The 21,476-nt window shown below is 70.6% G+C and carries 15 protein-coding genes; 8 read left to right on the top strand and 7 right to left on the bottom strand.

Translation table 11 applies throughout. The features are described from left to right. Nucleotides 1-44: 44 nt before the first annotated feature. From P3T29_RS06155 to P3T29_RS06165, 3 genes are all read right to left on the bottom strand, one after another. The gene (locus P3T29_RS06155; protein WP_280715252.1) at nucleotides 45-3,803 is read right to left on the bottom strand and encodes a multifunctional oxoglutarate decarboxylase/oxoglutarate dehydrogenase thiamine pyrophosphate-binding subunit/dihydrolipoyllysine-residue succinyltransferase subunit; all 3,759 of its coding nucleotides are present in this window, start codon (nucleotides 3,801-3,803) and stop codon (nucleotides 45-47) included. Nucleotides 3,804-4,157: 354 nt separating this feature from the next. Next, entirely contained in the window at nucleotides 4,158-5,399 is a 1,242-nt protein-coding gene (locus tag P3T29_RS06160; RefSeq protein WP_280715253.1) for an ATP-binding protein, read from the bottom strand. A 79-nt stretch (nucleotides 5,400-5,478) separates the two neighbouring features. After that, complete coding sequence (locus tag P3T29_RS06165) at nucleotides 5,479-6,216, bottom strand: response regulator transcription factor (protein ID WP_280715254.1); 738 nt, start codon at nucleotides 6,214-6,216, stop codon at nucleotides 5,479-5,481. Between the two features lie 506 nt (nucleotides 6,217-6,722). Here P3T29_RS06165 and P3T29_RS06170 point away from each other — a divergent pair. From P3T29_RS06170 to P3T29_RS06180, 3 genes are all read left to right on the top strand, one after another. After that, nucleotides 6,723-7,496, top strand: coding sequence for a rhomboid-like protein (locus P3T29_RS06170; RefSeq protein ID WP_280715255.1), 774 nt, complete (start codon nucleotides 6,723-6,725; stop codon nucleotides 7,494-7,496). A 203-nt stretch (nucleotides 7,497-7,699) separates the two neighbouring features. Then, on the top strand, nucleotides 7,700-10,093 hold the full coding sequence (gene lon / locus P3T29_RS06175) for an endopeptidase La (protein ID WP_280715256.1): 2,394 nt from the start codon (nucleotides 7,700-7,702) through the stop codon (nucleotides 10,091-10,093). Nucleotides 10,094-10,223: 130 nt separating this feature from the next. Further along, complete coding sequence (locus tag P3T29_RS06180) at nucleotides 10,224-10,742, top strand: GtrA family protein (protein ID WP_280715257.1); 519 nt, start codon at nucleotides 10,224-10,226, stop codon at nucleotides 10,740-10,742. A 68-nt stretch (nucleotides 10,743-10,810) separates the two neighbouring features. Here the strand turns inward: P3T29_RS06180 and P3T29_RS06185 are convergent, their stop codons facing one another. Continuing rightward, complete coding sequence (locus P3T29_RS06185; protein ID WP_280715258.1) at nucleotides 10,811-11,221, bottom strand: hypothetical protein; 411 nt, start codon at nucleotides 11,219-11,221, stop codon at nucleotides 10,811-10,813. 132 nt (nucleotides 11,222-11,353) lie between these two features. On the opposite strand from P3T29_RS06185, the gene P3T29_RS06190 reads away from it, so the two are divergent. Then, nucleotides 11,354-11,815, top strand: a complete 462-nt coding sequence (locus tag P3T29_RS06190; RefSeq protein WP_280715259.1) for a MarR family transcriptional regulator — start codon at nucleotides 11,354-11,356, stop codon at nucleotides 11,813-11,815. A gap of 80 nt (nucleotides 11,816-11,895) precedes the next feature. After that, nucleotides 11,896-13,524: an MDR family MFS transporter gene (locus P3T29_RS06195; RefSeq protein ID WP_280715260.1), complete on the top strand. Its 1,629-nt coding sequence runs from the start codon at nucleotides 11,896-11,898 to the stop codon at nucleotides 13,522-13,524. A 139-nt stretch (nucleotides 13,525-13,663) separates the two neighbouring features. On the opposite strand, the gene P3T29_RS06200 is transcribed toward P3T29_RS06195, so the two are convergent. Both P3T29_RS06200 and P3T29_RS06205 read right to left on the bottom strand, forming a co-directional pair. Further along, nucleotides 13,664-13,891: a hypothetical protein gene (locus tag P3T29_RS06200; RefSeq protein WP_280715371.1), complete on the bottom strand. Its 228-nt coding sequence runs from the start codon at nucleotides 13,889-13,891 to the stop codon at nucleotides 13,664-13,666. Nucleotides 13,892-13,915: 24 nt separating this feature from the next. Beyond that, complete coding sequence (locus tag P3T29_RS06205; RefSeq protein ID WP_280715261.1) at nucleotides 13,916-15,079, bottom strand: inorganic phosphate transporter; 1,164 nt, start codon at nucleotides 15,077-15,079, stop codon at nucleotides 13,916-13,918. A gap of 404 nt (nucleotides 15,080-15,483) precedes the next feature. Here P3T29_RS06205 and P3T29_RS06210 point away from each other — a divergent pair, with 404 nt between their 5' ends. Continuing rightward, nucleotides 15,484-16,971: an NlpC/P60 family protein gene (locus P3T29_RS06210; protein ID WP_280715262.1), complete on the top strand. Its 1,488-nt coding sequence runs from the start codon at nucleotides 15,484-15,486 to the stop codon at nucleotides 16,969-16,971. Between the two features lie 49 nt (nucleotides 16,972-17,020). On the opposite strand, the gene P3T29_RS06215 is transcribed toward P3T29_RS06210, so the two are convergent. Next, nucleotides 17,021-19,300 (bottom strand): FdhF/YdeP family oxidoreductase, encoded by a 2,280-nt coding sequence (locus P3T29_RS06215; RefSeq protein ID WP_280715263.1) that lies wholly within the window; start codon nucleotides 19,298-19,300, stop codon nucleotides 17,021-17,023. A 145-nt stretch (nucleotides 19,301-19,445) separates the two neighbouring features. Between P3T29_RS06215 and P3T29_RS06220 the strand changes: the two genes are divergently transcribed. Next, nucleotides 19,446-20,288, top strand: coding sequence for a hypothetical protein (locus P3T29_RS06220; RefSeq protein WP_280715264.1), 843 nt, complete (start codon nucleotides 19,446-19,448; stop codon nucleotides 20,286-20,288). A 320-nt stretch (nucleotides 20,289-20,608) separates the two neighbouring features. Further along, nucleotides 20,609-21,460 (top strand): fumarylacetoacetate hydrolase family protein, encoded by an 852-nt coding sequence (locus P3T29_RS06225; protein WP_280715265.1) that lies wholly within the window; start codon nucleotides 20,609-20,611, stop codon nucleotides 21,458-21,460. Nucleotides 21,461-21,476 lie beyond the last annotated feature (16 nt).

The following is a 21,476-nucleotide window of genomic DNA, read 5'->3' on the forward strand; positions in this document are numbered from 1 at the left end:
GGAACCGGGCCTCCGGGGTGAGCACACTGCATCAGCAGAGAGCGTCAGAGGGAGAAGATCTCCTCCAGCAACGCCTGCTGCTCGGCGGCGTGCCGCTTGGCCGAGCCGACCGCCGGGGCCGACGAGGCCGGGCGGGCGACGCGCCGCAGGCGGGAGTCGCCGGCGCTGCGGCCGATGACGACCTGCAGGTGGTCGACCAGGTTCATCGCGATGAACGGCCAGGAACCCTGGTTGGCCGGCTCCTCCTGCGCCCAGATGAACTGGACGTCGTTGCCGTACTTGGCCAGCTCCTCCTGGAGCTCGGCCACCGGCAGCGGGTAGAGCCGCTCGACCCGGACGATCGCCGTGTCGGTGACACCGCGCTCGGCGCGGGCCGCCGCCACGTCGTAGTAGAACTTGCCGGCCGTGATGACCACCTTGCGCACGTTCGCCGGGTCGACGGTGGTGTCACCGATGACCGGACGGAACGAGCCCGAGGTGAACTCCGACGCCGCCGACGCCGCAGCCTTCAGACGCAGCATCGACTTCGGGGTGAAGACGACCAGCGGCTTGTGGTGCGGGTTGTGCGCCTGCCAGCGCAGCAGGTGGAAGTAGTTCGACGGCAGCGTCGGCATGGCGACCGTCATGTTGTTCTGCGCGCACAGCTGCAGGAAGCGCTCCGGGCGGGCGGACGAGTGGTCCGGTCCCTGGCCCTCGTAGCCGTGCGGCAGCAGCAGGGTGACGCCGGAGTGCTGGCCCCACTTCTGCTCGGCGGACGCGATGTACTCGTCCACGATGGTCTGCGCGCCGTTGACGAAGTCACCGAACTGCGCCTCCCACATGACCAGCGCGTTCGGGCGGGTCAGCGAGTAGCCGTACTCGAAGCCCATCGCCGCGTACTCCGACAGCAGGCTGTCGTAGACGGTGTAGCGGGCCTGGTCCTCGGTCAGGTACAGCAGCGGGGTGTAGTCCTCGCCGGTGACCCGGTCGATCAGCACCGCGTGGCGCTGGCCGAAGGTGCCACGACGGCTGTCCTGGCCGGCCAGGCGGACGGGGTGCCCCTCCATCAGCAGCGAGCCGATGGCGAGGGTCTCGCCCATGGCCCAGTCGATGGTGTTGTCCTCGACCGAGGCCGCGCGGCGCTGCATCTGCGGCAGCAGACGCGGGTGGACGGTCAGCCACTCCGGCAGGTTGACCTGCGAGGCGGCGATCCGCTTGACCATCTCCTCGGAGATGCCGGTCTGGATGTTGACCGGGAAGTCCGCCTGCGGCTTGCCGTTGGCGGCCGGGACGGGCGTCTGGGCGGCGTCGCGAACCTCGGCGAAGACCTTCTCCAGCTGGCCCTGGAAGTCCTGGAGCGCCTGCTCCGCCTCTTCCATGGTGATGTCGCCGCGACCGATCAGACCCTCGGTGTAGAGCTTGCGCACCGAGCGCTTCTTGTCGATCAGGTCGTACATCAGCGGCTGGGTGAACGAGGGGTTGTCGGCCTCGTTGTGACCGCGACGGCGGTAGCAGATGAGGTCGATCACGACGTCCTTGCGGAACGCCTGGCGGAACTCGAAGGCGAGGCGCGCGACGCGGACCACGGCCTCCGGGTCGTCGCCGTTCACGTGGAAGATCGGGGCCTCGATCATCCGGGCCACGTCGGTGCAGTACATCGAGGAGCGCGAGGATGCCGGGGCAGCGGTGAAGCCGACCTGGTTGTTGACCACCAGGTGGATGGTGCCACCCGTGCGGTAGCCGCGCAGCTGCGACATGTTGAGCGTCTCCGCGACCACGCCCTGGCCCGCGAAGGCCGCGTCGCCGTGGATCTGGATCGGCAGCACCGGGAAGGTGGTACCGCCCTGGTCCAGCACGTCCTGCTTGGCGCGGACGATGCCCTCGACGACCGGGTCGACCGTCTCCAGGTGGGACGGGTTGGCGGCCAGCGACACCTTGATGGTCTCGCCGTCCAGACCGGTGAAGGTGCCCTCGGCGCCCAGGTGGTACTTGACGTCGCCGGAGCCGTGCATCGACTTCGGGTCGAGGTTGCCCTCGAACTCGCCGAAGATCCGGGCGTACGGCTTGCCGACGATGTTCGCCAGCACGTTCAGACGGCCCCGGTGGGCCATGCCGATGACGGCCTCGTCGAGGCGGTGCTCGGCGGCGGAGTCGATGGTCGCGTCCAGCAGGGCGATCAGCGACTCACCACCCTCCAGCGAGAAACGCTTCTGCCCGACGTACTTGGTCTGCAGGAAGGTCTCGAACGCCTCGGCGGAGTTCAGGCGGCGCAGGATGCGCAGCTGCTCCTCGCGCTCGGGCTTCGCGTACGGCTTCTCCAGGCGCTCCTGCAGCCACTTGCGCTGCTTCGGGTCCTGGATGTGCATGTACTCGATGCCGACGGTCCGGCAGTACGTGTTGCGCAGCAGGCCGAGGATGTCGCGCAGCTTCATCATCTTCTGGCCGCCGAAGCCGCCGACGGCGAACTCGCGCTCCAGGTCCCACAGGGTCAGCCCGTGCTCCACGACGTCGAGGTCGGGGTGCCGGCGCTGCTTGTACTCCAGCGGGTCGGTGTCGGCCATCAGGTGGCCGCGCACGCGGTACGAGTGGATCAGCTCCATCACGCGGGCGGTCTTGTTGACCTCGTCCTCGTGCGTGGTGGCGACGTCCGTGGCCCAGCGGACCGGCTCGTACGGGATCCGCAGCGAGGCGAAGACCTCGTCGTAGAACTTGTGGTCGCCGAGCAGCAGCTGGTGGATCGTGCGCAGGAACTCGCCCGACGCCGCACCCTGGATGACCCGGTGGTCGTAGGTCGAGGTGAGCGTCATGATCTTGGAGATGCCCAGCTTGGCCAGGGTGTCCGGGGACGAGCCCTGGAACTCGGCCGGGTACTCCATCGCGCCGACGCCGACGATGGTGCCCTGGTTCTGCATCAGACGCGGCACGGAGTGCACGGTGCCGATGCCGCCGGGGTTGGTCAGCGAGACCGTGACGCCGGTGAAGTCGTCCATGGTCAGCTTGTTGGCGCGGGCCCGGCGGACGATGTCCTCGTAGGCCTGCCAGAAGCCGTAGAAGTCGAGCGTCTCGGCCTTCTTGATGGCCGCGACGACCAGCTGGCGGTCACCGTTCGGCTTCACCAGGTCGATCGCGAGGCCCAGGTTGACGTGCTCGGGCTTCACCAGGAACGGCTTGCCGTCCTTGACCTGGTAGCTGTAGTTCATGCCCGGGCTGGCCTTGATGGCCTGGACCAGGGCGTAGCCGATCAGGTGGGTGAAGGAGACCTTGCCACCACGGGCGCGCTGCAGGTGGTTGTTGATGACAATCCGGTTGTCGATCAGCAACTTGGCCGGGACGGCGCGCACCGACGTTGCGGTGGGCACCTCCAGCGAGGCGTCCATGTTGGTGGCGACGGCCTTGGCCGGGCCACGCAACGGGATCAGCTCGGGGCCCGTCGCAGCCTCCGGGGCAGCGGGGGCCGCCGCCTTCGGGGCAGGAGGTGCGGCCGGGGCTGCGGCGAGTGGCGCGGGCGCCGGCTGGACCGGCGCGGCAGCCACAGGGGCAGCGGCCGGTGCAGCGGGGGCGGGCGCCACCGGAGCAGCCTGAACGGCAGCAGTCGGGGCAGGGGCGGCAACGGCGGTCGGCGTGGGGCCGACCTGGGTCGCGGCCTGGGTCACTGGAGTCACCTCGGTACCGGGCTTGTAGTCGGCGAAAAAGTCCCACCAGGCTCGGTCGACCGAGTTGGGATCCTGGAGGTACTGCTGGTAGATCTCGTCGACGAGCCACTCGTTGGGGCCGAAGCCAGTGGAGCTTGCCGAGCTGACGGGGGTTTCAGGGTGTGGCGACACGGCGGCAACCGCCCTCTTCCGCTTCCTTTTGGGATGGTTGGACAGCGGGGATTAAGGCTACGCCTCCCGCGAGTGATCGCGCAGTCCCCAACGGTCAGGCGTCGCCCAGATCACAGTGTTGAGCTGCAATTTGGCCGAAAACGCGCGTTAGAAAGTTCTACGGGCGGGGAAACAGGCGCTTCCCCAACCGTCACGAACCTACCGAAAATCGGACAAAAATGCAGGTCCGACCCATTGATGATCTTCTGACAGAGTAATCCGACGGTCTTCTGTCCCAGTTCGGTGACAACTGTGACGATCGTGAGCGAACCGGCCGCTCGGGCCGCCCGAGCGACCGGCAGCCGACCGGCTCGGTCAGCCGGGCTGCGCGCCCGTCGGCCCACCCGGCAGGGTGACCTGGATGCGGCAGCCGAGCGCGGCCTCGGCCACCCGGATCTCACCGCCGTGCAGGTCGACGGCCCAGCGTGCGATGGCCAGCCCGAGCCCGGTGCCGCCGTCACTGCCGGGCCCCTGCGCGGTCGCCGTGCCGCTGCGCCCGAAGCGCTCGAAGACCTGGCTGCGGTCCTGCACCGGGATGCCGGGGCCCTGGTCGCTGACCTCCAGCAGCAGCCCGCCCGGCTCCTCGCCCGGGCAGGCCCGGACCGTCACCGTGCCCCCGGCGGGGGAGTGCTTGCAGGCGTTGTCGACCAGATTGGCGACCACCTGGTGCAGCCGCTCCGGGTCCGCCACGCCCATCAGATCCGGCGGCTCGATCTCCAGCAGCAGCCGGACGTCGCCGCGCCGCCCGTACGCGCCGCTCGCCGTCGCGCCGTCCACGGTGACCCCGCGCAGCACCCCGTCCAGGAACGGGCCGACCTCGAAGGGGCGGGCGTCCAGCGGGACGACCCCGCCGTCCAGCTTGGAGAGGTCGAGCAGGTGGGCGACCAGGCGGCCGAGGCGTTCGGTCTGCTCCAGCGCGGCACCGAGGGTCCGCGGATTCGGTTGGACGACACCGTCCACCACGTTCTCCAGCACGGCCCGCAGCGCGGCGATCGGCGTGCGCAGCTCGTGCGAGACGTTGGCGACCAGTTCGCGGCGGTGCCGGTCGGAGGCCTCCAGGTCGGCGGCCATCCGGTTGAAGGTGGCCGCCAGCTCGCCGATCTCGTCCCGGGAGGAGACCTCCACCCGGCGGCTGTAGTCGCCGCTCGCCATCGCTCTGGCGGCGGCCGTCATGTCGCGCAGCGGCGCGGTCAGCCCGTGCGCGAGGAACTGCATCACGAGCAGTGAGGCGATCATCGAGAAGACCATGACGATCTGGAACTGGGTCTCCGACCGGATCGCGATCACGGCCATGCCGGTCGCCAGCGTGACCGAGACGCTGACCAGCAGGGCGAGTTTGCCCTTGATCGAGCGGAGCGGGTCGAGCGGCCTGATGTCGGCCCAGACCCGGCTGGCGGCGCGTGCGGCCAGTCCCCGGCGCGGGCGGTCGCCCGCGCTCTCCCCGCCGTCGTGCGGCGAACCGTTGTGCCGTGAGCCGTCCCGTCGTGAGCCGTGTTGCTGTGAGGCGCGTTGCTGTGAGCTGCGCTGCTGTGGGCTGCGTTGCTGTGGAAAGGTCATGTCGCCTCTGAGTCATCCCCCGCGAATGCTCTGAAGTGCAGGTCAACGGTTTGGGCCCCCCGGAGGCCCTTGCCGTGCGTCACTGCGAGAGCGGTGCCTCCAGGGCATACCCGACGCCGTGCACCGTACGGATCCAGCTCGCGCCGATCTTGCGACGCAGCGCCTTGACGTGGCTGTCGACCGTGCGGGTGCCGGAGGCGTCCGTCCAGTCCCAGACCTCGGCGAGCAGCTGCTCGCGGGTGAGCACCGCGCGCGGCTGCGCCGCCAGGCAGGCGAGCAGGTCGAACTCGGTCGGCGTCAGGTGGACGTCGGCCGAGCCGAGCCGGACCCGGCGCTGCACGTGGTCGATCTCCAGGTCGCCGAAGCGCAGGCTGCCGAGAGCGGGCGTCCTGGCCGCCTGCTGGGCCCGCTCGACCCGGCGCAGCAGCACGTTCACCCGCGCCGCCAGCTCGCGCATCGAGAACGGCTTGGTCATGTAGTCGTCCGCGCCGACCCCGAGACCGACCAGCAGGTCCGTCTCGTCGTCGCGCGCGGTCAGCATCAGGACGGGCACCGGGCGCTGTGCCTGGATACGCCGGCACACCTCCAGGCCGTCGAAGCCGGGCAGCATCACGTCGAGCACGACGAGGTCCGGCTGCCAGGTGTGGAAGCCGTCCACCGCGCCCGGACCGTCGTGAGCCACGGCGACCTTGAAGCCCTCCGCGCCCAGCCGGGCCGCGATCGACTCGGCGATCGTCGGCTCGTCCTCGACGACGAGCACACGTCGTTGCGTGCTCACGCTGTTGCTGCCGATGGTGTCTTGCTGAATGTCTGTCACGGTCACGCCACCGCCCCCAGGGCTACGGGCCGGCTGCCTGTGGGACAGCGGGCTCCGCTCGTAGTCGTCTTGTTCCGTCATGGGCTTGTGCCCGGCCCGAGGTCTCCGCCTGTGCCGTCCGCCGTCGGCACTGGAGAGGAGGGTGCGCAGGTGTGGGTCTGCGTACCGGATCCGCACTCTTCGCAGCGTACGGACACTGCGAGCATCCCGGCAGGTGAACCGGACATATCCGGCCCGTGGGCCGGTGCCGAACCTGGTCGGGACGGGGCACGGGGCGATACCTTACCCGGCAAAAATATCGCCGGTAACGGTACGTATGCACCCGAGAGGATGGCAGACTCCGGGGCGGGGACGCTACTTGTCCGTAAACAAAGGGCTGGTCCGGACCAAGGGGTGAGAGCATGGGGCCGATCTTCACAGCTCGTCCTCAGGTTGCTCTCAGGACTGCTTAGTACCGTGGTCACGACAACTTTGCTGGTGGCAGTAGTGCTGGGAGTGGAGGCGACATGTCGGACATCCGCAGCGGTGGTGCCCTGCCTCGCGAGGCCGAGTCGTTCCCGGTCCCGACACTCCCCTTCGGCAGCCTGCGGTACGGGCTCCGCGCGGGGGTGCTCGACCGGGCCCTGAGCCTGGTGCCGACTCCGCGCCGTAACCGCTTCGCGCTCGGCTATCTCGCGGTGCTGCTCGCCACCTCCCTGTTCTCACACCTCGCCTCCCCCGATCTGGTGCACCGGCTCCAGGCGCTGTCCAGTACGGACGGCCACAACCTGATGCACCGTCCGCTGCTGGTCCTGCTGCTCAGCGGCCTCTGGGTGGCCGGCCCGGTGTGGATGCCGTACCTGTGGGCCTTCGCGCTCACGGTGGCTCCGCTGGAGCGGCGGGTCGGGGCCTGGCGGGCGCTGGCGGTGTTCGCCATCGGGCACGTGGTGGCCACCCTGCTCTCGCAGGGCGTGGTCGCCGTCTCGGTGGCGGCCGGGTGGCTCGGGCCCAGCGCCCTGGACGACCTGGACATCGGCGTCAGCTACGGCGTGCTGACCAGCCTCGGCGCGCTCGCCGGGCTGCTGTCGCCGCGCGGGCGGGTGCTGGCACTGGCGGCGGCCGTCGGGCTGATCGCCCACCAGCTCGTGAGCGACCAGGACCTGGTCACCGGAATCGGTCACCCGACGGCCCTGCTGGTGGGCATCGCCCTCTGGCGCTGGCTGCGGCGCGGCCCCGGCGGGCCCCTGCGGATCCGGCTCCGCCGGCTGGTGCCGGGCCGGATGAGCCCGTCCGAAGCCTGAGTGTTTCGTTAAGAGATTCCGCGAGTGCCCCAGGGGTGCGAGGTGCAGTTCCTCGCACCCCTGTCCGTCGTTGCCCGTACCTCTGAGTTCCCTGTGAGCTGCGGAGTTCTGCCGATCGCTCAGAGCGAACGCGCCGCCGGGAACAATGCGCGCCCGCCAATCCTTAGTCAGGTCAACTCAACTTCGCTGACTGGGGAGAGATCATGGCATCGACGTCCACACCGCTCACTCTGCCCGTGCTGCCACTCGATGACGAGGTAGTACTGCCGGGCATGGTGGTCCCGCTGGACCTGTCCGACACCGAGGTGCGCGCCGCGGTCGAGGCCGCCAGGTCCGCCGTCTCGGGTACGGCCAAGCCCCAGGTCCTGCTGGTGCCGCGGCTGGACGGCTCGTACGCCGCCGTCGGCACGCTGGCCACCGTCGAGCAGGTCGGCCGGCTCGCCGACGGGGACCCCGCCGCGCTGGTCCGGGCCGTCCGCCGGGTCCGGATCGGCACCGGCACCACCGGCCCGGGCGCCGCGCTCTGGGTCGAGACCAGCACCTTCCGCGAGTCCGACGCCGGTCTGCCGGTGGCCGGGCGGGCCGCCGAGCTGGTCAAGGAGTACAAGGCGCTCTCCACCCAGTGGCTGCGCAAGCGCGGCGCCTGGCAGATCGTCGACCGGGTCGCGCAGATCGAGGACGTCGGCGATCTCGCCGACAACATCGGGTACGCACCCTTCGCCACCGCCGAGCAGAAGCTCAAGGTGCTGCTGGAGGCCGACCAGGTGGCCCGGCTGGAGTACGCGCTCGGGCTGCTCCGCGACCACCTCGCGGAGGAGGAGGTCAACGACACCATCCGCAAGGACGTCGAGGAGGGCGTCGCCAAGCAGCAGAAGGAGTTCCTGCTGCGCCGGCAGCTGGAGGCCGTCCGCAAGGAGCTGGCCGAGCTGAACGGTGACCCGGCCGACGAGGAGGGCGACTACCGCGCCCGGGTCGAGGCCGCCGACCTGCCGGACAAGGTTCGCGAGGCGGCCCTCAAGGAGGTCGACAAGCTGGAGCGCTCCTCCGACCAGTCGCCCGAGGGCTCCTGGATCCGCACCTGGCTGGACACCGTCCTGGAGCTGCCGTGGAACGAGCGCACCGAGGACGCGTACGACATCGCGGGCGCGCGGGCGGTGCTGGACGCCGACCACGCGGGGCTGTCGGACGTGAAGGACCGGATCGTCGAGTACCTGGCCGTCCGCAAGCGGCGCGAGGACCAGGGGCTCGGGCTGGTCGGCGGCCGTCGGGGCGGCGCCGTGCTGGCGCTGGTCGGGCCGCCCGGGGTCGGCAAGACCTCGCTCGGTGAGAGCGTGGCCCGGGCGATGGGGCGCAAGTTCGTCCGGGTCGCGCTCGGCGGCGTCCGCGACGAGGCGGAGATCCGTGGCCACCGGCGCACGTACGTCGGCGCACTCCCCGGGCGGATCGTGCGCGCCGTCAAGGAGGCCGGGTCGATGAACCCGGTGGTGCTGCTCGACGAGATCGACAAGGTCGGCTCCGACTACCGGGGCGACCCGGCGGCGGCACTCCTCGAGGTGCTGGACCCGGCGCAGAACCACACCTTCCGGGACCACTACCTGGAGGTCGAGCTCGACCTCTCCGACGTGGTCTTCCTGGCGACGGCCAACGTGCTCGAAGCCATCCCCGAGGCGCTGCTCGACCGGATGGAGCTGGTCCGGCTCGACGGTTACACCGAGGACGAGAAGGTCGTCATCGCCCGTGACCACCTGCTGCCCCGGCAGCTGGAGCGCGCGGGCCTGAAGACCGACGAGGTCGCGGTGGACGAGGGCGCGCTGCGCAGGCTCGCGGGCGAGTACACCCGCGAGGCGGGCGTCCGGAACCTGGAGCGCTCGATCGCCCGCATCCTGCGGAAGGTCGCCGCGCAGAGCGAGCTGGGCGAGCGCGAGCTGCCCGTCGCGATCGGCGCGGACGACCTGAGGGCGCTGATCGGCCGGCCGCACCACACCCCCGAGGCGGCCCAGGAGCCCGAGGAGCGCCGGACGGCCGTCCCGGGCGTGGCCACCGGGCTGGCCGTGACGGGCGCGGGCGGCGACGTCCTCTACATCGAGGCCTCGCTCGCCGACGCCGAGACCGGCTCGACCGGGCTGACCCTGACCGGGCAGCTGGGCGACGTGATGAAGGAGTCCGCGCACATCGCGCTCTCCTACCTCCGCTCGCGCGGCGCCGAGTTGGAACTGCCGGTCACCGGCCTGCGGGAGCGCGGCATCCACCTGCACGTCCCCGCCGGGGCCGTCCCCAAGGACGGGCCGAGCGCCGGTATCACCATGACGACCGCACTGGCCTCGCTGCTCTCCGGGCGGAAGGTGCGCACGGACGTGGCGATGACGGGCGAGGTGTCGCTGACCGGGCGGGTACTGCCGATCGGCGGGGTGAAGCAGAAGCTGCTCGCCGCCGACCGCGCGGGTGTCACCACCGTGATCATCCCCAAGCGCAACGAGCCGGACCTCGACGACGTCCCGGCCGAGGTGCTCGAACGGCTCACCGTGCATCCGGTGGCGGACGTCCGGGAGGTGCTGAGGCTGGCGCTGGAGCCGGCGGAGGTGCTGGTCGCCGCGTAGTCCCGCGAGGGCGCGGGGAACGGGCGATGTCGAAGGGTGCGGCGACGTACCTTCCGGTTTCGCGCAGTTCCCCGCGCCCCTTCGGGTTGGCCGCTCCTTATTACTGCCGCAGGCGTGCGAGACTGCCGAAATGCCGTCACCTACTCAGCGGGTCCTGGCCCGGGTCCCCGACCGGTTGCGTCCGTTCCTGGTGCAGCACCGCAAACTGGTGAAGTTCCTGCTGGTGGGCGGCACGTGCTTCCTGCTGACCATGGTCATCAACTTCGGGCTCAAGCTCACCGTGCTGCAGAACAAGCCGATCGTCGCGCTGACCATCGCGACCGTGATCGCGACCGTGGTCTCGTACGTGCTGAACCGGCAGTGGTCGTTCCGGGCCAACGGCCGGCAGCGCGAGGCCGTGCTGTTCTTCGTGGTCAGCGGGCTGGCCGTACTGGTGAACGACGCGCCGCTGGGGGTCTCGCGCTACCTGCTGCACCTCCAGGTGCCGGATGTCAGCCCGTTCACCCAGGAAGTCGCCGACTTCGTCAGCGGCATGATCATCGGGACGCTGTTCGCGATGGTCTTCCGCTACTGGGCCATGAAGCGCTGGGTCTTCGTCCACCAGGAGCCGGCCGAGTCCGCCGGGGAGCCCGAGCACCAGCCGGTCTGACCGGCGGGCTCCACCCAGGAGTGGGGCTCAGGCCTTGATCGACTCGCGGCCGACGCCCGGCCGGCGGATCACTGGGTCGTCTCCAGCCCGGTGACGATCGTCTCGGCGGCGGTCGCCGCAGCCGCCCCGCGCGCCTCGGCGACCAGCAGGGTGTCCTCGGTGCCGGCCGGGTCGAAGAGCAGCGCGGCGTAGATCTTCTGGTCCTTGAGCTGCGCGGTCGCGGCGGCCCGGTCGGTGGCGGTGGTGGCCTTGACGGCGTTGCCGGGTACGGACTCCAGCCCCGCCACCAGCTTCGGGCCGACCTGCGGCGGGGCGACCACCGCGATCGACAGCTCGTGCGGGGCGGGGTGGTGCAGCGCGCCCACGTACGAGGTGATGAAGCCGAGCTGCAGCAGCAGTACGGCGATCACCAGGAGGGCCGCGCGCGGGGTGACCGCGTCCTTCAGTTCCGCGAGGAAGCCCGGTGCCGGCTCGGCCATCGACATTCTCCTCAGATCCGTGAACTCGACTCCGCGAACGCGGTTCAGATCACCAAAAAGGTCAAGTCGAATACTTCATATCATGAAATAGTTGCTGTCAGAGGGAGGCGTGGCCTGCGGGATACTGGCGCCATGAGTGACGAGGCGGCAGCCGAGGAGGCCTTCCTGGCGGTGGAGCGCGAGGTCGCGCTGCTGTTCAGGCGGGGGCGGGCGCGGGCCGGTGACATGTCCCGGCGGGTCCATCCGCAACTGGAGGGGGTCGCGTACAGCCTGCTCGGGTTCGTCGAGGAGTCGGCTCCGGTGCGGCTGACGGACATCGGTCTGCACTTCGGGGTCGGCAAGGCGACGATCAGCCGGCAGATCAAGGTGCTGGAGGGGCTGGGCCTGGTGACCCGTGAGGTTGATCCGCTGGACCGCCGCTCCTCGTTGGTCTCGCTCACCGCCGACGGCGCGGCCCGCTACCTGCGGGCGCGGGACGGCCGGATGGCCCGGTTCCGTGGGCTGATGGCGACCTGGGAGACGGCGGACGTGTCCCAGTTCGCCGACCTGCTGCAGCGCTTCAACGAGCTGACCGGGGATGTCGACGCGGACTGAGTTCCGCCGTTGCTGCGGCCCGCCTTGCTTTGGCCTGCCTTCCTTTGGCCTGCTTTGCTTTGGCCTGAAGAATGTTGACCATGTCAACCATCGCTGTTTATAGTTGCCCTAGGCAACGAAATCCAGCCCGAAGGACCGAGATGACCGACACGCCGACCACTCCCATGAGCCATCGCCAAGTACTCGAAGCAATGTCCGGTCTGCTCCTCGGCCTCTTCGTGGCCGTGCTCTCCTCGACCGTCGTCTCCAACGCCCTGCCGCGGATCCTCACCGACCTGCACGGCGGCGAGTCGGCCTACACCTGGGTGATCACCGCCGCACTGCTCTCGCTCACCGCGTCCACCCCGATCTGGGGCAAGCTCTCCGACCTGGTCAGCAAGAAGCTGCTGGTCCAGATCGCGCTGGTGATCTACATCTTCTCGTCCGCGCTGGCCGGCCTCTCACAGAACACCGGCGAGCTGATCGCCTGCCGGATCCTGCAGGGCATCGGCGCCGGTGGTGTGACGGCACTGGCCCAGATCTGCCTGGCGTCGATGGTCTCGCCGCGTGAGCGCGGCCGGTACAGCGGCTACTTCGGCGCGGTCTTCGCGCTCGCCACCATCGGCGGCCCGCTGATCGGCGGCGTCATCGTGGACACCAGCTGGCTCGGCTGGCGCTGGTGCTTCTACGTCGGCATCCCGTTCTCGCTGATCGCCATCCTGGTGCTGCAGCGCACCCTCCACCTGCCCGTCGTCAAGCGCAAGGCGAAGATCGACTACCTCGGCGCGCTGCTGGTCACCGCCGCCGTCAGCCTGCTGATGATCTGGATCAGCCTGGCCGGCAAGAACTACGCCTGGGTCTCCTGGCAGACCGCCGCGATGGTCGGCGGCGGGCTCGTACTGGCGGTGCTCTTCGTTCTCAACGAGAGCCGGGCCGCCGAGCCGATCATCCCGCTGCACCTCTTCCGCCACCGCACCGTGACGCTCGCTTCGATCGCCAGCATCCTGGTCGGCGTCGGGATGTACGGCGCGACGACCTTCCTGAGCCAGTACTTCCAGCTCGCCAAGGAGAAGTCGCCGACCATGGCGGGCATCCTCACCCTGCCGATGATCCTCGGTCTGGCGGTCTCCTCGATGGTCGCGGGCCGACTGATCACCAAGTACGGCAAGTGGAAGGCCTTCCTGGTCGCCGGGACCTTCCTGCTCGCGGTCGGCTTCGGCCTGCTGGGCACCGTACGGTCCGACACCTCGTACGGGCTGCTCTCGCTCTACATGGCGGCGGCCGGGATCGGCCTCGGCCTCACCATGCAGAACCTCGTCCTCGCCGTACAGAACACCGTCCCGCGGGGCGAACTCGGCGCGGCCAGCTCGGTGGTGACGTTCTTCCGCACCACGGGCGGCGCGATGGGCGTCTCGGCGCTGGGCGCCCTGCTGGCCAACCGGGTCACCCACTTCCTGACCCAGAACCTGACGGCCGCCCACATCCACCCCGGCGCCGGAGCGGCGGCGCTCGGCGGCGGCGAGATCCCGGACCTGCACAAGCTGCCCGCGCCGCTCGTCCCGCTGGTCACCGACGCGTTCGGGCACGGGGTGGGGATGGTGTTCCTGGTGGCCGCGCCGTTCGCGCTGCTGTCGTTCCTGGTGGTGCTGATGATCCGCGAGGTGCCCTTGCGGACGGCACATCAGGAGGCGGCCGTTGCACCCACCCTGGAGCTCGCCAAGGAGGGGTAGCTCCCCAGAGAGCAAGTGGCACCCCGCTGCGTATCAGATTGCGGGGTGCCACTTGTTCTTGGTGCGTTCGGTTCAGGTGTGGGGGCTTCCGGTTTCGCGCAGTTCCCCGCGCCCCTGAAAAGCCGGCCCGGAAGGCCAGCTAGGCCGCGATGAGGGAGAGGCCGTAGAGGACTGCTGCCGCGCAGGCGGCGAAGCAGAGCGAGGCGCCCGCGAGGGCGACCGTGCCCTTGCCCGAGGAGCCGGCCGCCACGGCCGTCTCGCGGCGGGAGAGGGCCATGATGCCGAGGGCGAAGACGGTGACGATCGCGACGGTGACGACGAAGCTGATCCCGGCGGTCTGGGCCAGGGCGTTCCACTTGATGCTCATGTTCATGATCTGAACCCTCCGGGGTCAGGCCGCGACGGTGGTCGAGGCGGGGGTCGGGGTGACCGGGGCGGCGACGTCGACCGGGGTGACCTCGTTGACGTTGCCTGCCGTCACCGGCTGGCGGCGGGAGAGGACCCACATGCCGGCCGAACCGGCGACCAGGACCGCGCCGACCACCAGGACGCCCCAGGTGCCCTTGTCCGCGACGAAGGCGGCCGCGCCGGCCACCAGGGCGGCGGCGGGCAGCGTCAGGCCCCAGGTGTAGACCATGCGGCGGGCCATGCTCCAGTGCACCTCGGCCTTGGGGCCGCCGAGACCGGCGCCCATGATGCCGCCCGAGACGACCTGGGTGGTCGAGAGGCCGTAGCCCATGTGCGAGGAGGTCAGGATGACGGTGGCGGCCGCCGACTCCGAGGCGAAGCCCTGCGGGGCCTGGATGTCGGTGAGGCCCTTGCCCATCGAGCGGATGATCCGCCAGCCACCCATGTAGGTGCCGGCCGCGATCGCGCCACCGGCGGCGACGATGACCCAGGTGGGGGGCAGCGCGTGCTTGGGCAGTGCGCCGACCGAGACCAGGGCGAGGGTGATGATGCCCATCGTCTTCTGGGCGTCGTTGGTGCCGTGGGCGAGCGAGATCAGCGAGGCGGAGAAGATCTGGCCCTTGCGGAAGCCCTTGTTGGTGGCCTCCGTGCTGTTCTTGCGGGTGATCCGGTACGCCAGCTTGGTGGCGCCCCAGGCGGCCAGACCGGCGACGATCGGCGAGGCGACGGCGGGGATCAGGATCTTGGAGACCACGACGCCGAAGTTCACGCCGTGCAGTCCGACGCCGACGACGGTCGCGCCGATCAGCCCGCCGTACAGGGCGTGCGAGGAGCTGGAGGGCAGTCCCCGGAGCCAGGTGACCAGGTTCCAGAGGATGGCCCCGGCCAGTGCCGCGAAGATGATCGAGGGCTGGAGGCCGGTCTTCTCGTTGACGATGCCGCCCGAGATGGTCGTGGCGACCTTCACCGAGAGGAAGGCGCCCGCGAAGTTCAGGACTGCCGAGATGGCGACTGCGACCTTGGGCTTGAGGGCGCCGGTGGCGATGGAGGTGGCCATCGCGTTGGCGGTGTCGTGGAAGCCGTTCGTGAAGTCGAAGGCGAGGGCCGTGATGATCACAACGGCCACCAGGAACGAGATGTGTTCCATACCCAAACAATCGTCGTAGTTGTCGGACTGACGCTGGTGTCACGGGCGACGGTAGGGACGGTTGGTGAACGGAAGGTGAACTGGACCGGGAATCGTGGTTCCGACAGTGTCGTACGGATGGCTCGGAGGCTGCCGGGAGGTGGCGGGCTGGCACAAAGTACGGGTGTTTATGGCTGATAGTCAGCTTTGATGTCGATATGTTGAGATCTCTCTCACAGTCGCCCTGGCGGCCTCTCTCAGAAGCGCGTGAGAATCGTCCTGCGGGAGGCACGCCCCCTGTCTCGACGACAGCGGGCCGTGACAGGATCGTGTCCGTGACGCCAGGCAGGGCACGGCGTCCGGTTGTGCCGGAGCAGGGGGAGGACGGGTCAATGGGGGCTGGACAGCGCGTTGAGGCGACTGGCGTGCGGCCGTGGGTGCGGGCCGCGCTGCGCTGCGGAGCGGTGCTGGCGGTGGCCGCGCTCTCGTTCCCGCTGGCCGGCGCCGCGTACGCCGCCACCACCGCGCCCCCGCAGCCCGGGTTCACCGTCGCCCCCGGCACCGACCCGCTGGCCAGTGCCAAGGCGACGCTCGCGCCGATGCTGGACCGCCTGCACCAGCTCTACCAGGACGCCGAGGCCGCCACCGAGCAGTACGACTCGGCGGTCACCAAGCTCGCCCAGGCGAAGGCACTGGTCGCCGACCTGCACGACCGGGTGGCCCGCCAGGAGGTCGCCGTCGGTGATGGCACCGACCTCGCCTCCCAGCTGGCCGGCGCGCAGTACCGCAACGGCAACGCCTCCGAGTACGCCGACCTGCTGCTGGCCAAGGACCCGTACGAGGCCGTCAGCATCGCCGAGTTGCTGGCCGCCGCCGGCCGCTCGCAGTCGGCCTTCCTGGACCGGCTGAAGACCGACCGCGACGCGCTGACGGCACTCCAGGCCCAGGCCGAGACCGCCCTCGCCCAGGCCCAGACGCTGGCCACCCAGCAGGCGCAGGTCAAGGGGGACGTCGCGAACAAGCTGGCTGCCGTCGAGCAGATGGTCGGCTCGCTCACCGGCGCCCAGCGCAGCGAACTGGAGCAGCTGGAGAAGCAGCAGGCCGACCAGGCCCAGCTGGCCTTCCTCGCCTCGGGCGCGCTCGGCAAGGGCGAGCGCACGCCCTCCCAGGCCGGGCGCAAGGCGGTCGCGTACGCGATGTCCAAGCTCGGCAACGACTACCTCTGGGGCGGTACCGGGCCGGTCAACTTCGACTGCTCCGGCCTGACCTCGCAGGCGTGGCTGGCCGCCGGGCACCCGATCCCACGGGTCAGCCAGGACCAGTGGTCGGAGCTCACGCACATCCCGCTGAACCAGCTGCGCCCCGGTGACCTGGTGATCTACCACGAGGACGCCTCGCACGTCGCGATGTACATCGGCGGTGGCCTGGTCGTCCAGGCACCGCACACCGGCGCGCAGATCAAGGTCTCGCCGATCGGCATGAGCGTGATCCTGGGTGCCGTCCGCCCCGACCCCGACTCCCCGTCGGACGACCAGGGCGGCCAGTGGACGGTGCCCGCGATCCCGAAGGGCGCGGACGGCGTGACGCCGATCCAGCCCACCAACCCGACCACCCTGCCGCAGCCCCCGGCGCCCGCCACCCCGCCGGTCACGGGCCCGCCGACGAGCAACCCGCCGACCGGCACCCCGACCAGTGGCAAGCCCACCACGCCCACCCCGACGAGTGGCAAGCCCACCCCGCCCACGCCGACCGGCAGCCCGGGCACGGCCGTCCCCGGCCCCGGCATGCCGAGCTCGGCGAGCCCGTCCGCCTCGGCCTCGGCCTCCACGTCGGCTTCGGCCTCCACGTCGGCGTCCGCACCCGTGTCGCCCACGGCTCCGCTGCCGAGCGCCGACCGCCTCGGCCGGGGCTGACCCGGGCCGGGTGTCCCAGGGGGCAGCCCCCGGGACACCCGATCCCGCCTCAGCCGGTGGACGCCTCGAAGCGGACCACGACGGCCTTGGAGGTCGGGGTGTTGCTGATGTCGGCGGTGGAGTCCAGCGGCACCAGCACGTTGGTCTCCGGGTAGTACGCGGCCGCCCCGCCGCGCGCGACGGGGTAGTGCACCACCTTGAAGTGCGGTGCCCGGCGCTCCACGCCGTCCTTCCACTCGCTCACCAGGTCGACGTACCCGCCCTCGGCGAGCCCGAGTTCGGCGGCGTCGGCCGGGTTCACCAGGACCACCCGGCGGCCGCCGGTGATGCCCCGGTAGCGGTCGTCCAGGCCGTAGATGGTGGTGTTGTACTGGTCGTGCGAGCGCAGGGTCTGCAGCAGCAGGCGCCCTTCGGGGACCTCGGGGGCGGTCAGCGGGTTGACGGTGAAGTTGGCCTTCCCGGTGTGGGTCGGGAAGGTCCGGCTGTCGCGCGGGCCGTGCGGGAGGGTGAAGCCGCCGGGGGCGCGCACCTTGGTGTTGAAGTCCTCGAAGCCGGGCACCACGCGGGCGATCCGGTCGCGGACGGTGTCGTAGGACTCGGCGAAGTCCTCCCAGGGCACGCTGTTGCCGGGGCCGAGCGCCGCGCGGGCCAGACGGCAGACGATCGCCACCTCGGAGAGCAGCTCAGGGCTCGGCGGGCGCAGGCCGCCGCGTGAGGAGTGGACCTTGCCCATCGAGTCCTCGACGGTGACGAACTGGTCGCCCGTGGAGGTGCGGTCCTTGTCGGTGCGGCCGAGCGTCGGCAGGATCAGCGCGCGGGAGCCGGTGATCACGTGCGAGCGGTTCAGCTTGGTGGAGACGTGCACGGTCAGGCGGCAGCGGCGCATCGCCGCCTCGGTGACCTCGGTGTCGGGCGAGGCGGCGACGAAGTTGCCGCCCATCGCGAAGAAGACCTTGACCTTGCCGTCGCGCATCGCCCGGATGGTGTCCACCGCGTCGTGGCCGTGCTCGCGCGGCGGCTCGAAGGCGAACTCCTTGCCCAGCGCGTCCAGGAACGCCTTGCTCGGGCGCTCGAAGATGCCCATCGTCCTGTCTCCCTGCACGTTGCTGTGCCCGCGTACCGGGCAGACCCCGGCGCCCGGGCGGCCCACGTTGCCGCGCAGCAGCAGGAAGTTGACCACCTCGCGGATGGTCGGCACGGCGTGCTTGTGCTGGGTCAGGCCCATCGCCCAGCAGACGATGATCTTCTCGGAGGTCAGCACCAGCCGGGCCAGCTCCTCGATCTGCTCGTACGGCAGACCGGTGGCCGCCAGCACCTCGGCGGTGTCGGTGGAGGCCGCCTCGGCGGCGAACTCCTCGAAGCCCAGGCAGTGTTCGGCGATGAACCCGCGGTCGATCGCGCCGTCGGCCTTCAGCAGGATCTGGTTCAGCGCCCGGAACAGCGCCAGGTCGCCGCCGAGCCGGATCTGCAGGAAGAGGTCGGTCAGCTTGGTGCCGTGGCCGACCAGCCCGCGCGCGTTCTGCGGGTTCTTGAAGCGCTCGAGACCGGCCTCCGGCAGCGGGTTGACGCTGACGATCTTCGCGCCGGCCCGCTTGGCGCGCTCCAGGGCCGAGAGCATCCGGGGGTGGTTGGTGCCCGGGTTCTGCCCGGCCACGATGATCAGGTCGGCCTGGTAGAGGTCCTGGAGGCTGACGCTGCCCTTGCCGACGCCCAGCGTCTCGGTGAGCGCCGAGCCGGAGGACTCGTGGCACATGTTCGAGCAGTCGGGGAGGTTGTTGGTGCCGAGCTGCCGCGCGAACAGCTGGTACGCGAAGGCGGCCTCGTTGCTGGTCCGGCCGGAGGTGTAGAAGGCCGCGCCGTCCGGGGTGTCCAGCGCCTTGAGCTCCTCGGCGACGATCGCGAAGGCGCGGTCCCAGGACACCGGCACGTAGTGCGTCGCGCCCTCGTCCAGCAGCATCGGTTCGGTCAGCCGGCCCTGCTGGCCCAGCCAGTAGCCGGAGCGCTCGGCCAGCTCGGCGACCGGGTGCGCCGCGAAGAACTCCCGGTTGATCCGGCGCTCGGTGGCCTCCTCGGCGACGGCCTTGGCGCCGTTCTCGCAGAACTCGGCCAGGTGCGGCTTGTCCGGCTCGGGCCAGGCGCAGCCGGGGCAGTCGAAGCCGTCCTGCTGGTTGACCTTGAGCAGGGTGGACAGCGCCCGGCGGGCCCCCATCTGCTCCCCGGCCATCCGCAGGCTGTGCCCGACGGCGGGCAGCCCGGCCGCCGCATGGTGGGGCGCCCCCACCTGGGGCGCGTCCTGCGCCGGGTCACTCTGCGGGGCCTGCTTGGCCATGACCGCCCACCTCCTGCTTCGGGGGCCGTGCGCCGTTGCCGACCCACCACCAATCCTGTCACCTCCGTTCACCCCGGCCGGGTGCGCCCGCTCGCCCGCACGGCACAATGCAGCGGACCGGACAGCGGGAGAGGGGACCCAGATCATGTCGTCGTCCAGTGAAAGTGAAGGCGTCGCGGAGCCGAAGGGTGAGTTCGGGCCGCCCGAACCCGTGGGGGAGCCGGCCGAGCTGCGGGCGGCGTTGAACCGGCTGCGCCGGGCCGGGGCGGCGGCGCCGACGCCCGAGGCGGCGATCTGCCTGCTCGAAGCGGTGGCCCGGGAGCTGGTGGCTGCCTTCGGGCGGTTCGACCGGGACGCCCTCGGTGCCTGGCGCGAGCTGGCCCACTTCCGGGACGCGGCGGGGGACGCCGCCGGGTCCGTCCACCTGCTCGAGCAACTCGTCGTCGACATGGCCCAGAGCTTCGGCGCCAACGACCCGGACACCCTGCGCGCCCGGCTCGACCTCGCCACCGGCACCGCCAACGCCGGCCGGCCGGCGGTGGCGCTGCGCCAGTTCCACGAGATCCTGCCCGCGCTGACCGCCGCCGCCGGACCGGGCGACCCCCGGGTGCTCAGCGCCCGGTACGACCTGGCGCTGCACACCGCGAACGGCGGGGACCTCGCGGGCTGCGTGTACCAGCTGCAGCAGCTCGTCCCGCAGGTCCAGCAGGCGCTCGGCGAGCAGCACCCGCTGCTCGCCGAGGCCCGGCTGGACCTCGCCCGCTACTCGCAGCGCTGGGCGAAGGACGCCGACGTCCAGATCAGCTGGGTCGAGATCGTGGCCATCGTGTACCGGCTGATGGTCTGGGGCTTCGACTCCGACAAGGAGGCCGTGGCCTGCCTGGCCGAGCTGGAGCGCCGGACGGGCCGGCGGGACCTGGCGGACCGGGTCCTCTCCGCACCTGATCATCTGACGGTAGATCAGGTGGCGGCGACTGCTTTCGGGTAGGTGCTCGAGCGCCGCTGTTCGTGGCCGATCGCCCACCCGAGCCACCGCTTCGGGCCGGGCACTTGGTGCCCTGGTCGGCACCCAGTGCCCAGCTACCGTTCGGTAGTGCGTCCGGTGGGTGGTGATGGTCAGCCGGGCGGCTCTGTCAAGAGTGTGGGCAGCTGATTCGGCACCCCGGTGGCCTGGATGAATTGATAGGAACTGGCCGACCGGGAACCCCTGGTTCGAAGGTTGCCAGGGTTGATATACCTCGGATGCATAAGGCGGGACGGGTGTGCGACCGCCCCGCTGACTTGCGACGAACCAGGTGGTGATGGGCAGTGAAGCTCCTCCGTGTAGGCCCTCAGGGCGCCGAGCGCCCGGTGGTACTGGGCCAGGACGGTGCCGCGTACGACCTCTCGGGCCGGACCTCCGACATCGACGGGGCCTTTCTCGCCTCCCTCGACCCGGCCGAGCTGACCCGGGCGGTGGTCGACGGTGAACTGCCGGCCACCGACATCGAAGGGCTGCGGGTCGGTGCCCCGGTGGTCCGGCCGGGGAAGGTGGTCGGGATCGGCCTGAACTACCGGGACCACGCCGCCGAGGCCGGTGCCCAGATCCCCGACGAGCCGGTGATCTTCATCAAGCCGAGCTGCACCGTGGTCGGCGCGTACGACGAGGTGCTGGTACCGCGCGGGTCCGAGAAGACCGACTACGAGATCGAGCTCGCCATCGTGATCGGGCGCACCGCCCGCTACCTGGAGAACGAGCAGCAGGCGGCAGCGGTCATCGCGGGTTACGCGACGGTCAACGACGTCACCGAGCGCGCCTTCCAGTGGGACCGTGGCGGCCAGTGGGACAAGGGCAAGTCGGCGGAGACCTTCACCCCGCTCGGCCCCTGGCTGGTCACGGCGGACGAGGTCGCCGACCCGCAGCGGCTCGCTCTGACACTCCGGGTCAACGGTGAGCTGCGGCAGCACGGCAACACCTCGGAGATGATCTTCCCGGTGCTGGAACTGGTCCGCTACGTCAGCCAGTTCATGGTGCTGGAGCCGGGTGACGTGATCATCACCGGGACGCCCGCCGGAGTCACCCTCGGGCACCCCGGCGCGGCCTTCCTGCGCCCGGCCGACGTGGTCGAGGCAGAGGTCGAGGGCCTCGGCCGGCAGCGGGTGGTACTCGGCAAGGCGTAACCCTCCGGGGGTAGCC

It is taken from the genome of Kitasatospora sp. MAP5-34, assembly GCF_029894335.1.
Lineage (GTDB): Bacteria > Actinomycetota > Actinomycetes > Streptomycetales > Streptomycetaceae > Kitasatospora.

Bases quoted from the DNA above. Each gene is read 5' to 3' on its own strand.
- P3T29_RS06160 (WP_280715253.1), bottom strand. From the start codon at position 5,399: ATGACCTTTCCACAGCAACGCAGCCCACAGCAGCGCAGCTCACAGCAA.
- P3T29_RS06215 (WP_280715263.1), bottom strand. From the start codon at position 19,300: ATGGCCAAGCAGGCCCCGCAGAGTGACCCGGCGCAGGACGCGCCCCAG.
- P3T29_RS06170 (WP_280715255.1), top strand. From the start codon at position 6,723: ATGTCGGACATCCGCAGCGGTGGTGCCCTGCCTCGCGAGGCCGAGTCG.
- lon (WP_280715256.1), top strand. From the start codon at position 7,700: ATGGCATCGACGTCCACACCGCTCACTCTGCCCGTGCTGCCACTCGAT.
- P3T29_RS06190 (WP_280715259.1), top strand. From the start codon at position 11,354: ATGAGTGACGAGGCGGCAGCCGAGGAGGCCTTCCTGGCGGTGGAGCGC.
- P3T29_RS06200 (WP_280715371.1), bottom strand. From the start codon at position 13,891: ATGAGCATCAAGTGGAACGCCCTGGCCCAGACCGCCGGGATCAGCTTC.
- P3T29_RS06205 (WP_280715261.1), bottom strand. From the start codon at position 15,079: ATGGAACACATCTCGTTCCTGGTGGCCGTTGTGATCATCACGGCCCTC.
- P3T29_RS06180 (WP_280715257.1), top strand. From the start codon at position 10,224: ATGCCGTCACCTACTCAGCGGGTCCTGGCCCGGGTCCCCGACCGGTTG.
- P3T29_RS06185 (WP_280715258.1), bottom strand. From the start codon at position 11,221: ATGGCCGAGCCGGCACCGGGCTTCCTCGCGGAACTGAAGGACGCGGTC.
- P3T29_RS06195 (WP_280715260.1), top strand. From the start codon at position 11,896: ATGTCAACCATCGCTGTTTATAGTTGCCCTAGGCAACGAAATCCAGCC.
- P3T29_RS06220 (WP_280715264.1), top strand. From the start codon at position 19,446: ATGTCGTCGTCCAGTGAAAGTGAAGGCGTCGCGGAGCCGAAGGGTGAG.